This window comes from Sphingomonas sp. DMC8 (assembly GCF_056314185.1).
Window position 1 is genome coordinate 167,207 of the sequence record NZ_JBQUYV010000003.1, and the last position, 13,358, is coordinate 180,564.

Here is a 13,358-nt window from a genome sequence, read left to right on the forward strand (position 1 = left end):
TTGCCCGCAGCCGAACCAGCGGCTAAAGCCGCTCACCGCACAGGGGTGTAGCTCAGCTGGTTAGAGCGTCGGTCTCCAAAACCGAAGGCCCTCGGTTCGAATCCGAGCTCCCCTGCCACTTCCGCTCTCGCCGATTTCTACGTGCGTCGCAGCATAACGCCGCGTGGCCGCTTGGCGCGGCCGCATTCGTCCAGGCCCACCCCGCTGCCACACGGCCGAAGGGACGGGTATCGATCAGGAACTACGTCCTTATTGGCTTGGAGAGGAGTTGGACGATGCAGCCAGACACCCCTGTCCCCTTCCAATTACGTGCAATCGATCACGTTGTCCTGCGCGTGACCGATGTGGAGCGCAGCATCGCCTTTTACTGCGCCGCCCTTGGCTGCAGCGTTGATAGGCGGCGGCCGGAATTCGGACTCGTGCATCTGCGCGCGGGAACCGCGATGATCGACCTTGTCGTCGCGGACGCGCCCCTCCTCGCTGCAGGCAATGTCGATCATTTCTGCCTGCAGATCGCGCCATTCGACGAGGGCGCGCTGGTCGCGCATCTTACGGCGCTGGGCGTGGCGATCGAGCCGCCGATCGCTTCCCGCTATGGTGCGCAGGGAACCGGCCGGTCGCTCTATCTGCGCGATCCCGATGGCAACCGCGTCGAGCTCAAGGAAGCACTTTAGTCGGCATATATCCGTGCGGGCAGCTGCGCTGCGAGAAGCGCCGCCCCGCCAAGAAGCGCCACGACCAGGGCGATGGGTGCGATAAGGCTATGCCCGGCCGCGAGCCCGAAATAGGATGCGCCGAGCATTGCGACGCCGGTCACGCCGCCTACCTGCTGTACGGTCTTGATGATGCCGCTCGCCGATCCCGCATCGGCACGGTCGACCTGCGCCAGGATAAGCGGCGTCGCCGGCCCGGCGCCCATCCCCATGCCCATCCCCGCGACGAGCAGTACCGGCACCAGCAACGCAAGCGACAGGCCACCCCGCTCAATCCAACCGAGCGCGCCCCCTGCGCACAGGCCGAGCAACACATAGCCCGCGACGAGAATCCACTTCTCCGCCCGCCGCGCCAGTCGCCGGCCGATCACGCCCATCCCCAACATCACTCCCATGCTGAACGGCATGTGGATCAGCCCGGTCTCAAACGCCGAGAAATGCGCGACGCGCTGCAACGCATAGGCGAACAGGAAGAGGAAGCCGGTGTTCGCAGCCGAGAACAAGAGCAACAGCACGATACCGGCGCGGAAGACGCGATTGCCGAGCAAATGCGGCGGAAACAGCACCGCCCCGCCCTGCGCCGAACGCCGCCTGAGCATCCACCAGGCGGTCAGCAACAGCGGTACGCCGGCCAGCAGCAGGACAAGCGACAGCCCCTGCAGTCCGCCCTTCTCGGCCTGTAGCAGCGGGAAGAGCAAGGCGAGGATAGCGACACCGAAGCTGAGCGTGCCCAGCCAATCGATGCGGGTCGCGATATTGCCCCGGCTGCGCGGCAACAGCCACCATCCGGCTAGCAGCGCAAGGAGACCGATCGGCCCGTTGATCAGGAACACCGTGCGCCAGCCGAGACCGCCGATGTTCGCCGCGATCAGAAACCCGCCCAGGATCGGCCCGGCGATCGAGGACAGCCCGCCGATCACGCCGAACCAGGCGAGCCGACCGATCCGCTCGACCGGCGTGTAGAGCTGCTGGATCACCGCCAGCACCTGCGGCGCCATCAGTGCACCCGCCGCACCCTGTAGCACCCGTGCCGCGATCAGCGCATTGCCGCTGGGGGCGAGGCCGCAACCGATCGAGGCGGCAGTGAACCCGGCCACGCCGATCAGGAACAAGGTCCGGCTGCCGAACAGGTCACCCAGCCGGCCGGACAGCATCAGCAACAGCGCATAGGGCAATACATAGCCTGCGACGACCCACTGCGCGAACGCCCCCGACCCGCCGAACTCGGCCTGGATCGAAGGCAGCGCGGTGTTGACGATCGTTACATCGACGATCTCCAGCACCAGCGCGATGATCAGCGTGAAGAAGGCGAGGCTCTTCTGCCGCTCGGAGAGCAAGGCGTGATCAGATCGCGCCGGCACGCAGCTGCTCGACGGCGTAGTTACAGGCCCGCGCGGTGAGCGCCATATAGGTGAGCGACGGGTTCTGACACGCCGAACTGCTCATCTGCGCGCCGTCGGTAACGAACAAATTGGGAATGTGGTGCGCCTGGCTGAATCGGTTGAGCACCGAACTCGCCGGGTCCCAGCCCATCCGTGCACCGCCCATTTCGTGGATGGCCGTACCGCCCGGCCCCGGCCGGTCGAAACCAAGGATCACATGGCCGCCCGCGGCAGTCAGCATCTCCGCCGCATCCGCCTTCGCCTGAGCAAGCGCGGCCTGTTCCTCCTTGCCGAAGGCGAAGGCGACGTTGAGCAGCGGGATACCGCGATCGTCGGTCTTGGTCGAATCGATCGTCAGCCGGTTGGTCGCGCGCGGCACGCAGTCCGCAAAGCCGACCAGCACCATCTTCCACGGGCCCACCTGACGCAGCTTGGCCTTGTAGTCGGCGCCGATGCCCGCCTCGCGTTTGCCGGCGGTCCAGGTCGATTGCAGCGCACCGCCCTGGAAAGAGAAGCCGCGGGTGTGGCCCACGCCGTCCATCACGTCCATATTGCGATAGCGCGGCACGATCACACCGGTCGGGCGGTTGCCGAAGGTCGTATGCGCCTCGAACCCCGGCATGATCGCCATGGCCGACAGGGTGTTGGCATGGTCCATGATGTGGGTGCCAAGCACGCCGCTCTCGTTGGCGAGGCCGTGCGGCATCGCCTCGCTGGCCGAATTGAGCAGCAGGTGGACCGAATTGAACGCACCTGCATTCAGGAACACGATCCGCGCCGTCGCCGACCGGCGCTGGTTTGAACCGGTGTCGATCCAGCGCACCCCGGTTACGCGGCGGGTGACGGGATCATAGTCGATCTTTTCCACCACCGCATCCGTCACCACCGTCAGCCGCCCGGTCTTCTGCGCCGCGGGCAGCGTGGAGGATTGGGTGGAGAAATAGGCACCATAGGAGCAGCCGCGCGCGCAGATGCTGCGATATTGGCAATGCGCCCTGCCCTGCTCGGGCTTCGCCTCGGTCAGGTTGGCGGTGCGGCCGATGGTCAGGCAGCGGCCAGGGAATTTCTCCGCGAGCACGCCGCGGACATGCTGCTCGACGACGTTCAGCGCCATGGGCGGCTGGAACTTGCCGTCGGGCAGCTGCTTCAGCCCCTCCGCCGCGCCGGAGACGCCGATGAAGCTTTCGACATGGTCGTACCAGGGCGCGAGATCGGCATAGCGGATCGGCCAGTCGGTACCGTGCCCGTCGCGCTTGTTGGCGCCGAAATCATAATCGGACCAGCGATAGGATTGCCGCCCCCAGGTAAGCGACCGCCCGCCAAGCTGGTAGCTGCGAAACCAGGTGAAATCGGTGCCATCGGCAGTCGCGTAGGGATTCTCGCGATCGTTGACGAAATGGCCCTGGGTGAACTCGGTGAAATGCCGGTTGAGCATCTGCACCGGATATTCCTGCTGGTACATCGCCGTGTCCCCCAGCCCGCGGAACGGCATTTCCCATGGCGCCTTGGTCTCGGTCTCGTAATCCTGCTGGTGGCGGATGTTGCGGCCGCGCTCGACCATCAGCACGCGCAGGCCCGCCTCGGTGAGTTCCTTGGCCGCCCAGCCACCGGTGATGCCGGAGCCGACTACGATCGCATCGAATTGCACCGTTTCCCCCGACATCATCCGAAATCCACTGCCGTCCAGTCGCTCGAATAGGCCCGGTCGCTGGGCTTGAGCGGAAGGTCCGGGTCCCAACGGCCGGGGACCAGTTCGTAATTGAGTTCCTTCGATCCGCCGACTTCAGACGTGTAATAGCCGGTGAGGATCAGCGCCTTGATCGTCCGCCAAGGATGCTCCCGCACCCCGTCGGCAAAGGCTTCACCGTCCATTGCCGTCAAGGCTGCCACGCGCCGGGCTGGATCGGCCTTCTGAAAATCCCCGCCAGCGCGCGCGTCGAGTTGCATTTCCAGCCAGTCGAGATGGCGCAGCGAACCGTCCGCGCGGCGATAGGCCGCAAGGTTCGGCATGGCCGCAGCGGCCGATGGCGTGCGCGATCCCTCCAGCCCATGGGCGAGCGCGAGGATCACGAAATCGCCGACGCCCACATCGCCCGCCCCGGCGGTGTCGGTGCGCGGGATCACCAGTTGCGAAACACCGGCGATCATCGCCCGCTGGCGGTCGGTGGGTTCGTCCGACGGATCGAGATTGGAATAATGGAGCGCGGCGACCGGTATCCCGACCGCCATCGCGAACAGCGCGGCACCGCCGAAAAAGTCGCGGCGGCTCCACCCGGCCGCCTGTTGTTCCGCCATGACGCGAACCCCTCACACGCAAAAAATGGGGCGACGCACCGCGCCGCCCCAGACGGGTCAAAAATCGACGCCGATCCGGACACCATAGGTCCGGGGCGGGGAGAACTGCCAGTTGTAGATATTGGCGACACCCGGGACCACGGTGTTGCCGGCATAGGCGATCAGGCGATAATTCTCGATGTTCCGCACGAACGCTTGCAAGCTGTAATGCTTGTTGGCCGGCTTATACTCCAGGCTGAAATCGCTCTGGGTGTGACCGATCTGCTTCGAGTCGTTGTAGTTGTAGAAATCGAGGTAGTAATTGCCCTTGTAGCGCGAAAAGGCCGAAGCCGTGATGGTGCCCGCGCTGCCCAGATCGAATACATGGTCCCAGCCGACCGAAATGATCGCGTTCGGCGCCTGCGGCAGGCGGTTGCCGCCCAGCTGCAACGTCTGCGGCGTGGTCGGGACGACGCCGTTGGTATAGGCCGCCACGCTCGCCTCGAACTTGCGATAGGTGGCGTGCATCAGGTTCACCGCGATCGACACCGTATCCGCGCGCGACGGGTGCAGATTGGCTTCGGCCTCCACGCCGTAGATCTTCGCGCTACCGGCGTTGAAGGTTTGCGCACCCGCGGCCGGATTGAGCAGCACGTCGTTCTGCAAATCCTTGTAGTCATAGTAGAAGCCGGCGATGTTCAGGGTATTGTTGCTGGCAAACCGCAGCTTGGCACCGCCTTCATAGGCCGTGTTGTTCTCCGGATTGAACGTCTTGCCCGTGCCGTCGAAGCCACCCGCCTTATACCCGGTCGAAACCTTCGCGTAGAGCAGCGTGTCGGCATTCGGCTTGTAGTTGAGGCCGGCCAGCCAGGTGAATTTGCTGCCCGAATAATGGAGCGGCGTGCTGGAAGAGGGCTGGTTGGTCAGCTCGATCGGGCCGCTGTTGAACGCGAAGAAATAGTTCTGGAAGGCCGCGCTCCGCACATCATGGGTATAACGCGCGCCGCCCACCGCCGTGAGCTGCGCGGTCAACGGTACTTCGACCTGAGCAAAGCCCGACACGCTTTCGCTGAGGGTCGGATGCCGGAAATAGTTCACATACGACCCGTTGGGACCGATGAACGGGCTGTACAGACCGCCATTGGTGTCCTGCTTCTCGCGGAAGTAGAACATGCCGGTTTGCCATTCGATGCCATTGGCATTTCCGTTCAGGCGCAGCTCGTGGCTCTGCGTCTTCACCCGCCCGCCGAAATTGGTGAACTCGAATGCCGGCGACAGCGTATTGGCGCCCGTGTTTTTGGTGGTACGATAGCCGCCGGTATAGGTCAGCGTCGCCGGCCCGAAATCATAGGCAATGCGGCCGCGCACCGCCGTCGAAATCTGGTGTAGCGAGCCAACACCGATCAGCGGCGAGGCATAGTTGCTGCGGTCGATCTTCGACAGCGTATTGGTATTCTGCGGGATGCAGCCGATGCCGCCCGGCACGGTATAGGCAGTGGCCCAGCCATTGCCGCAGCTCGTCGTGCTCGACCCCGGATTGTTGGCGGCGCTGCTCATGTCTTGCCACGCCTGCGCGGCCGGAATCAGCGTCTGCTCGACATGTTCCACCGCCGCGTCGACCGTGAAGCCCGCAGCCGGCTTGAGACGCAAACTGATGCGGCCGCCGCCGGTATTATCGGTGTCGCTCTCGGTCGTTTTGCTGGGGGTGAAAGCCGGGCTTGGACTGAACGGCGTGTTCGGATGGGTGGTGTAGCCATCGTGCGAGCGGTAGAAACCGGCGACGCGGATGCCGCCTACATCACCGAAGGGCAGATCCACGCCGCCATCGAGTAGCACCTGGGCGAAATTGCCAAGGGTTGCCGAGGCATTCACCGCGAAGGTGTCGCCCGGCTTGCGGGTGATGAAGTTCACCGCGCCGCCGGTCGAGTTGCGGCCATAGAGCGTGCCCTGCGGGCCGCGCAGTACCTCGACGCGATCCAGGTCGAAGATCGCCGCGTTCAGGATGGTCGGGCGGTTGATATATTCGCCGTCGATATTGACCGCGATCGATTGGTCCTGTGCCTCGTTGTTGGTCAGCGAACCGACGCCGCGCACCGAGACGCGCGTGTTGTTGGTGTCGTTGGTCACCTGCAGCGCGGGGGAAACCTTCTGCACCGAGGTGAAATCGGTAACACCCTTGTCCTTCAGTGCATCGCCAGAGATCACCGAGATTGCGATCGGCACGTTCTGCACGCTCTGCGCGCGATTTTGCGCGGTGACGATGATCTCATCCGTGGCGCTCTGGTCCTGCAGCCCTGTTGCGGGCGCTGCCTGCTGCACCGTCTGCGCCTGCGCGGCACCACCTGCAATTCCGCTGGCGCTCGCCATCAACGCAAGCACGATCCTGCCCTTCATGATCACTCTCCCACAACGATGGCTATGTTGCCACCTGAAGTAAAATCTGCGTTCTAAAACAGCTTCGGTTTTGATCTTTGTCAAGCGGATTCGAATGGCCATTCGCAATTCCGGAAAAATGCGTTGACTTGGAACAAAGAGAATTGTTGTTCTAATATCAAATCGTCGCGATTCGGCGGCACACGCAGCGCACACAGAACCCGGAAGCGCACCGGACCGGAGAGGATGATATGCAGCTATCCCCTTGCATCGAATGGATGTTTGCCGACTCCGATCCCGACATGGGCGACCGCATCCGCGCCGCTGCCCAGGCAGGATATGCAGCGGGCGAATTCCATTTGTGGCGGGACAAGAACCTCGACTCCGTGGCTGCGGCCCTGCGCGAAACTGGCGCCCGGCTGACCGGTGCCTGTGTCGATCCGCGGCGCAGCCTGGTCGACCCGGCACAGCACGACGAATTCGTTCAAGCCGTCGAGGAAAGCCTGGCGGCAGCAAAGACGATCGGTTCGCCGCCGATGATCATCGCCTCCGGCTTCACGCGCGAAGGGGTGAGCGAGGAGGAGCATTTCGCCGCCGCCGTCGCCGCGCTCAAGCGCGCCGCAGCGCTCGCCGAAGCCGCCGATGTCATGCTGGTGCTCGAGCCGCTCAACGACCGGGTCGAGCATCCCGGCATGTGGCTAGTCTCGACGACCAAGGGGCTCGATCTGGTCGAAGCGGTCGGCAGCAAGCATCTGCGGCTGCTCTACGACGTCTATCACTCGCAGGTGATGGGCGAGGATATGGCAGAGGTGCTGCGCGGCCGCATGCACCTGGTCCACCACGTCCAGGTTGCCGATATGCCCGGCCGTAACGAGCCGGGCACCGGCACGATCGACTGGGCCAAGGCGATGCAGACACTGCGCGACCTTGGTTATACCGGCGCGATCGGGCTCGAATATCGCCCCACCCTGCCGCCGGCCGAGTCGCTCGCAGCGACCCGGGCGGCGCTCGGGCTCTGAGGGCGGCATGCGCCCCGCCGCGAACCCGTCCGCACCGCGGCTTGGGCTGGTCGAACGGCTGAGCTACGGCTTCGGCGACTTCGGCTACAGCCTGCCGTACAACATGGTGGGCGCGTTCCTCCTCTATTACTACACCGTCGTACTGCGCCTGCCGACTGCGGCGGTGGGCACGATCTTTCTGACCGCCCGGCTGTTCGATGCCGTGGTCGATCTGGGCGTCGGCGTGCTGCTCGATCGTACGCGCACCCGCTGGGGCCGCGCACGCCCCTACATCCTGTTCACTTCGATCCCTTATGCGGCAGTGTTCGTCGCGATCTTCATGATGCCGGGCTGGGGCGTGAACGGGCAACTCGCCTGGGCCTTCGTTACGTTCAACCTGCTCGGGCTGCTGATGTCCTTCGGGTCGATTCCCTATACCGCGCTGTTGCCGATGATGACGGCGGACACCGACCAGCGGCTGAAGCTCGGCTCGATGCGCTCGATCGGCACCTCGGTTTCGGTGATCCTCGGCACTGCCGCGACGATGCCGCTGGTCGGGCTGTTCGGGGGCGGCAACGAGCGCAAAGGTTTCCTGCTTACCGCGCTGCTCTTCGGCGTGCTGGCGCTGGCGGCGATGCTGGCGCTGTTCCGCAACTGCCGCGAACGCCATGTCGGGAGCAATGCAGCCGCGCCCGCCCCGGCCGCCGCGGCGGTGGGCGAGATGCTCCGCAACCGCGCCTGGTGGGTCTGCTTCCTGTTTACGCTGCTCTATTTCGTCCGGTTCGGCGCGATGATCTCGGTTGCGGCGTTTTTCGCGATCGAGGTGCTGAAGCGACCTTGGATGATCTCGGTGATGTTACCCGCCATCTCCGGTATGCTGCTGCTCGCTGCCTTCATCGCGCCGCCGATCCTGTCGCGTACCGGTATCCGGGGCGGCTCGCTCGGCGCGCTCGGGTTGTCGCTCGTGCTGTTCGCGCTGCTGCCCTTGGCCGAGGCATCGCCGGTCGCCTTTCTCGCGCTGTATCTTAGCGCTTCGGTAGCAACCTCGGTCACGATCACGGCCATCTTCACGATGATCGCCGAGTCCGTCGAGTATCACGAGGCGCGGTTCGGCAGCCGTAACGAAGGGCTGCTGTCGGCCGGCGTCAGCCTGGCGACCAAGATCGGCATGGCGCTGGGCACGGCTGCGATCGCCTATGCGCTTGCCTATACCGCCTACACGCCCGGCGCCGTGACCCCGCTGGCGGTCCAGACGATACGATGGAGCTATTATGGCGCCCCGCTGCTGCTGCTGTCGCTGCAGGCGCTGTGCATCCTGTTCTGGCCGGAAGACCGCCCTGCCTCGCAGGTAGCCACCGTATAACGAAAAACCGCACGGAGAGGATCAATGCTCAAGCTCGCCTGTCGTTGCGCTTTGCTGGTCATCGCCGCCGGCGCGCTGCCGGCGCGTGGCCAGGTGATCGTGCACCCCGCCTATCGGCCGCCCGAGACGGTGCAGCGCGTCGCCATTCCGGTGGACCCGCAGGAAAAGCGGCTGAAGGTGCTGATCATCAGCGGCCAGAACAGCTACGAGCACGACTGGACCGGCGTGAACAACCTGCTGCGCACGCTGATGCAGGACAGCGGCCGGTTCGACGTGCGCGTGACCGAGGATTTCGACCATGGCAGCCTCGCGATGCTCAAGGCCTATGACGTCGTGCTGCTCAATTATTCGAGCCGCTGGGTCTATGACGACAAGACCGAGCATCGCTGGTCGCCGGACGCGGAACAGGCCCTGTTCGACTATGTGCGCGAAGGCGGCGGGCTGGTCGCCTACCACTCGTCCTTCACCTGGGGCTATAACTGGCCAGCCTATCGCGCGCTGGTCGGCGCAGTGATGGATCCCGGCTCCAGCCGCCGTTCACCGCCCGGGGCGTTCCCGGTCCATATCGTCGACCGCGACAACCCGATCACCCGGGGCATGCGCGAGTTCATCTGGACCTACAATGACGACATGTACACCAACATGCGCTTCGCCCCCGACGCGAAGATCCATGTGCTGGCAACTGCGCATGATTCGTCTGCCAGCTATGATCCGAAGCTCGCCGGCCCCAAATATCCCGCCGCCGCCTACACGCCGGAAAAGCTGAAGGCGATGCAGGGCATGGACGCCGATCACCCGCAGGTCTGGACACAGGAATATGGCAAGGGCCGTGTCTTCTCGATCACGCTGGGCCATGACGAAGTCTCGCTGCACTTCCAGCCGCTCCAGTCGCTGATCTTGCGCGGAGCAGAATGGGCGGGATCGGGCAACGTTACTCTGCCGCTGGCAGAAGATGCCAAGGACTATCCGACGAAATGAGCCGCCCGGCGTTGCGTCAGACCAAAAACCGCTTTAAGAAGAATGGACATTCTAATTAGGGCTTTCAGGCCCCAGGGGAGAGGTTCATGAACGGCGCGGCGCTTGCCGCCCGGTCGGGTTTCGCCACCTCCCCCGCTTCACCAAAGTGCACCCGATGCTTTTGAAGAGGTGAATGCGATGAGCAGCATCAAGCGGGGCGTAAGCCTCTACAGTTTTCAGAACGAGACGTTTCAGGGGAAGATGTCCCTGGAGGATTGCGTGCGGACCTGCGCCGAACTGGGCGCAAACGGTATCGAGATCATCGGCGAGCAGACCTTCTGGGGCTGGCCCGAGGTGGGCGTGGAAGATGCCGCAGTCGCCGAATGGCACCGGCTGATGCAGGCCTATGGCACCACCCCGGTCAGCCACGACTTCATGCTCGACTACAAGCGCTACAAGGGCCGCGAAATGCCCTTCGACGAGCAGGTGGCGAGCGTGAAGAAGGACATCGATTTCGGCGCGCGCCTGGGCATGAAATATATCCGTGCGCTCGTCTCGATCGCGCCCGAGGTGCTGGTCGCCGCCGCGCCTTATGCCGAGGAAAAGAACATCAAGATCCTGATCGAGGTGCACGCGCCGCTGCACTTCGACCATCCCTGGATCATCCGCCATGCCGAAGCCTTCGAGAAATCGGGTTCGGACGCGCTCGGCTTCCTCCCCGACATGGGCATGTTTCTCCACGCCTATCCGCGCGTCTGGAAGGAAAAGTTCCTGCGCGTCGGCGTGCCGCATAACATCGCCGACTATATCGTGAAGGCCTATGAGGATCGCGTCCTCTCCGAATATGTGATCCTCAACGTCCAGCAGATGGGCGGCACCGGCCCGGCGATCGCCATGGCCGAAGTGATGCGCCACAATGCCGCGTTCGAGCCGAAGCGCATGCTCGACTATATGCCCCGCATCCACAACATCCACGGCAAGTTCTACGAGATGACCGCGGACTATGTGGAGCCGTCGATCCCCTATGACGAGATCGTCGCGGTGCTGCAGAAGGGCGGCTACACCGGCTATATCTGCTCCGAATATGAGGGCAATCGCTGGATTGAGGATGCCGAGGAACCCGACTCGGTCGAACAGGTCCGTCGTCAGCAGGTGATGCTGGCAAAGCTGCTCGGCGAAGCCACCGTGCCGTCGCTCAAAACCCCCATCGCTGCCTGAGGAGCCGTCCCCATGATGGACAACAAGATGATCTGCACCGACCTGTTCGAGAATGTGGTCGAAGGCGGCGAAACGGTGGGCTTCGCCTTTCTGGGGCGGCTGCCTTATTATCGCGGGCTCGGCCTGTCGATGATCGAGGACATCCAGGTCAGCGTCGACGGCGAGGAAATCGCCCGCGACGCAATCCGCTTCTCGGTGCGCGGCAAGACCTACACGCTCGACGAGATGGAAACCGTCTATGACGATCGCTGGAACTTCGGCGAGAAGGCGCGGATCGTCGCGCTGAAACCGGGAGGCCTCGCCCCGGGGGCCCACAAGATCACCTTCGCGGTGCGGATGCGGGTCAGCTACCTGCCCTTCGTCCCGACCACCCGCGATACCAAGGAACTCGCGCTCGCCGCCTGAAGCGCGTCCATATCTCCTCCTCAGGGCGCTCCGGTTTGCCGGCGGCGCCCGTTTTTTTTTTGCGCGCGCACCCTATCGGCTGGAAAATTGATTTTGAAACGCGCATTCTATTTTGATATTCCGCAAGGACTAGGAAGCGCACGCTAAATCGGCGCACCAGCGATTGGAGAGATGATGAAGGCGATTCGCGCGTTCTGGGACGAGCTCACGCTCAAGCCGCAGGGCTTCACGATGATCATCGCAGGGTTCCTGCCCGTGTTCGCGATCATCGCCATGTTTCCGGTGGTCGCCGCGATCATCGGCCATTTCCATGACGATCCCAATGCACCGATGAAGGTGCCCGCGATGGTCACTGCGCCGGGCTACGCCATCGCGCTGCTCGCGCCCTTTGCGGGCGTGCTGTGCGATCGCTTTGGCCGGCGGCCGCTGCTGCTTGCCTGCACCTTCTTCTACGGCGTAGCGGGGACCGCACCCTTCTTCCTTGAAAGCCTCGATGCGATCATCGCCACCCGGCTGGCGCTGGGCGTGTGCGAAGCCGGCATTCTGACGATCGTCAACACGCTGATCGCCGATTACTGGGTCGATCGCAGCCGCCGCAACTGGCTGATGCTACAGGGAATTGTCGGGCCGGCGCTGCAGCCCGGCGTGTTCGTGCTGGTGGCGAGCGTCGCCGCCGTACGCTGGAACGGCGGCTTCCTGGTCTATCTCATTGCCTTCCCGATCTTCCTGTCGATGTATTTCTTCCTGTTCGAGCCCAAGCGCGAACAGGTGCTGGCGCAGGAAGGCGCGCAGGCCATCGAAACGCCGGGGCCGTTCCCCATCGGCGCGGCGGTGCTGGTCGGCGCGGTGACGCTGTTCGCTTCGATCCTCTATTACGTGTTCATCGTGAACGGCAGTATCGCCTGGAAGGAGATCGGCATCACCGATCCGCTGCAGGTAAGCACGCTCACCGTGATCCCGGCGCTATTCATCGTCGTCGGCTCGGTCCTGTTCCGCATCGTCTCGCGCTTCAACAATGCAGTGCAGATCGCGGCGTTCCTGGGCATTCTCGGGATCGGGCTCGCAGGCATCGGCCTCGCCCGCTCGGTGAGCTCGATGCAGCTCGCGATGACGCTGCAGCAGACCGGCGCCGGCATGGCGATACCCGCGCTGATCGCCTGGGCACAAACCAAGTTCGGCTTCGCCCATCGCGGCCGCGGCATGGGCGTTTGGACCAGCGCCTTCTTCCTCGGTCAGGCGATCTCGCCGATCATCGTCGGCAGCGTGGCCGGCGGGGTAGGATCAATGCAGGGGGCATTCCTGGCGCTGGGACTGGTTGCGGTTGCCGCCGCGGCTATCGGCTTCGGCCTCGGCACGCGCGCACCGTTGCGGGCAGCCGCGGCCTGAGCCGGAGAGGCGCGCAGCCATCGGCGCGCGCCGTCCTCCGATGCCGCCGAGAAGCGATCGTCGAAGGCGCTGCTATTCCGAGGCGTCAGCCTCTTGCGTGGCGGCTTCCTGTCGCGCGCGGTCCTCTTCCTTCTTCTTCTTGCCCTGATCGTAATGCCATTTGATGGCAAAGAACATGCCGGTTCCGAACACGGCAACCTTGAATGTACCCAATAAAATCGGAACCCAGATCATCTCTATTACCCAACATTATCCGTCGTGAGGTGCTGACGCCCCGGAAAGCCGTCCA

12 protein-coding genes and 1 tRNA gene are annotated in these 13,358 nt (G+C 64.0%); 8 read left to right on the top strand and 5 right to left on the bottom strand.

Annotation, left to right across the window (positions count from 1 at the left end; translation table 11 throughout):
* Nucleotides 1-41 precede the first annotated feature (41 nt).
* Both ACT53K_RS08440 and ACT53K_RS08445 read left to right on the top strand, forming a co-directional pair.
* Nucleotides 42-118: transfer RNA gene (locus tag ACT53K_RS08440), tRNA-Trp, on the top strand.
* 157 nt (nt 119-275) lie between these two features.
* Nucleotides 276-674, top strand: coding sequence for a VOC family protein (locus ACT53K_RS08445; RefSeq protein WP_476228152.1), 399 nt, complete (start codon nt 276-278; stop codon nt 672-674).
* Here ACT53K_RS08445 and ACT53K_RS08450 read toward each other — a convergent pair.
* The 4 genes from ACT53K_RS08450 to ACT53K_RS08465 are packed head-to-tail and all read right to left on the bottom strand — an operon-like array spanning nt 671 to nt 6,763.
* A complete protein-coding gene (locus ACT53K_RS08450) occupies nt 671-2,074 on the bottom strand; it encodes an MFS transporter (RefSeq protein WP_476228153.1) in 1,404 nt (467 codons plus the stop codon). The two genes, ACT53K_RS08445 and ACT53K_RS08450, sit on opposite strands and share 4 nt — an antisense overlap.
* The gene (locus ACT53K_RS08455) at nt 2,058-3,758 is read right to left on the bottom strand and encodes a GMC oxidoreductase (RefSeq protein ID WP_476228363.1); all 1,701 of its coding nucleotides are present in this window, start codon (nt 3,756-3,758) and stop codon (nt 2,058-2,060) included. The genes ACT53K_RS08450 and ACT53K_RS08455 overlap by 17 nt, the downstream gene beginning before the upstream one ends.
* Nucleotides 3,758-4,390 carry a gluconate 2-dehydrogenase subunit 3 family protein gene (locus ACT53K_RS08460; RefSeq protein ID WP_476228154.1) on the bottom strand — a complete coding sequence of 211 codons (633 nt, stop codon included), beginning with the start codon at nt 4,388-4,390 and terminating at the stop codon, nt 3,758-3,760. Before ACT53K_RS08460 ends, ACT53K_RS08455 begins: the two co-directional genes overlap by 1 nt.
* A gap of 57 nt (nt 4,391-4,447) precedes the next feature.
* On the bottom strand, nt 4,448-6,763 hold the full coding sequence (locus ACT53K_RS08465; RefSeq protein WP_476228155.1) for a TonB-dependent receptor: 2,316 nt from the start codon (nt 6,761-6,763) through the stop codon (nt 4,448-4,450).
* A 230-nt stretch (nt 6,764-6,993) separates the two neighbouring features.
* Between ACT53K_RS08465 and ACT53K_RS08470 the strand changes: the two genes are divergently transcribed.
* From ACT53K_RS08470 to ACT53K_RS08495, 6 genes are all read left to right on the top strand, one after another.
* Nucleotides 6,994-7,761, top strand: a complete 768-nt coding sequence (locus tag ACT53K_RS08470) for a TIM barrel protein (protein WP_476228156.1) — start codon at nt 6,994-6,996, stop codon at nt 7,759-7,761.
* Between the two features lie 7 nt (nt 7,762-7,768).
* On the top strand, nt 7,769-9,103 hold the full coding sequence (locus ACT53K_RS08475; protein WP_476228157.1) for an MFS transporter: 1,335 nt from the start codon (nt 7,769-7,771) through the stop codon (nt 9,101-9,103).
* A 24-nt stretch (nt 9,104-9,127) separates the two neighbouring features.
* Nucleotides 9,128-10,081: a ThuA domain-containing protein gene (locus tag ACT53K_RS08480; RefSeq protein ID WP_476228158.1), complete on the top strand. Its 954-nt coding sequence runs from the start codon at nt 9,128-9,130 to the stop codon at nt 10,079-10,081.
* 177 nt (nt 10,082-10,258) lie between these two features.
* Complete coding sequence (locus ACT53K_RS08485) at nt 10,259-11,278, top strand: sugar phosphate isomerase/epimerase family protein (protein WP_476228159.1); 1,020 nt, start codon at nt 10,259-10,261, stop codon at nt 11,276-11,278.
* 12 nt (nt 11,279-11,290) lie between these two features.
* Nucleotides 11,291-11,683, top strand: a complete 393-nt coding sequence (locus ACT53K_RS08490; RefSeq protein WP_476228160.1) for a C-glycoside deglycosidase beta subunit domain-containing protein — start codon at nt 11,291-11,293, stop codon at nt 11,681-11,683.
* Between the two features lie 171 nt (nt 11,684-11,854).
* Entirely contained in the window at nt 11,855-13,069 is a 1,215-nt protein-coding gene (locus tag ACT53K_RS08495) for an MFS transporter (RefSeq protein WP_476228161.1), read from the top strand.
* Between the two features lie 72 nt (nt 13,070-13,141).
* Here the strand turns inward: ACT53K_RS08495 and ACT53K_RS08500 are convergent, their stop codons facing one another.
* A complete protein-coding gene (locus tag ACT53K_RS08500) occupies nt 13,142-13,303 on the bottom strand; it encodes a hypothetical protein (RefSeq protein ID WP_476228162.1) in 162 nt (53 codons plus the stop codon).
* Nucleotides 13,304-13,358 lie beyond the last annotated feature (55 nt).

Coding starts and splice junctions, on each gene's coding strand:
- ACT53K_RS08490 (WP_476228160.1), top strand. CDS start 11,291: ATGATGGACAACAAGATGATCTGCACCGACCTGTTCGAGAATGTGGTC.
- ACT53K_RS08465 (WP_476228155.1), bottom strand. CDS start 6,763: ATGAAGGGCAGGATCGTGCTTGCGTTGATGGCGAGCGCCAGCGGAATT.
- ACT53K_RS08475 (WP_476228157.1), top strand. CDS start 7,769: ATGCGCCCCGCCGCGAACCCGTCCGCACCGCGGCTTGGGCTGGTCGAA.
- ACT53K_RS08480 (WP_476228158.1), top strand. CDS start 9,128: ATGCTCAAGCTCGCCTGTCGTTGCGCTTTGCTGGTCATCGCCGCCGGC.
- ACT53K_RS08470 (WP_476228156.1), top strand. CDS start 6,994: ATGCAGCTATCCCCTTGCATCGAATGGATGTTTGCCGACTCCGATCCC.
- ACT53K_RS08445 (WP_476228152.1), top strand. CDS start 276: ATGCAGCCAGACACCCCTGTCCCCTTCCAATTACGTGCAATCGATCAC.
- ACT53K_RS08455 (WP_476228363.1), bottom strand. CDS start 3,758: ATGTCGGGGGAAACGGTGCAATTCGATGCGATCGTAGTCGGCTCCGGC.
- ACT53K_RS08500 (WP_476228162.1), bottom strand. CDS start 13,303: ATGATCTGGGTTCCGATTTTATTGGGTACATTCAAGGTTGCCGTGTTC.
- ACT53K_RS08495 (WP_476228161.1), top strand. CDS start 11,855: ATGATGAAGGCGATTCGCGCGTTCTGGGACGAGCTCACGCTCAAGCCG.
- ACT53K_RS08460 (WP_476228154.1), bottom strand. CDS start 4,390: ATGGCGGAACAACAGGCGGCCGGGTGGAGCCGCCGCGACTTTTTCGGC.
- ACT53K_RS08485 (WP_476228159.1), top strand. CDS start 10,259: ATGAGCAGCATCAAGCGGGGCGTAAGCCTCTACAGTTTTCAGAACGAG.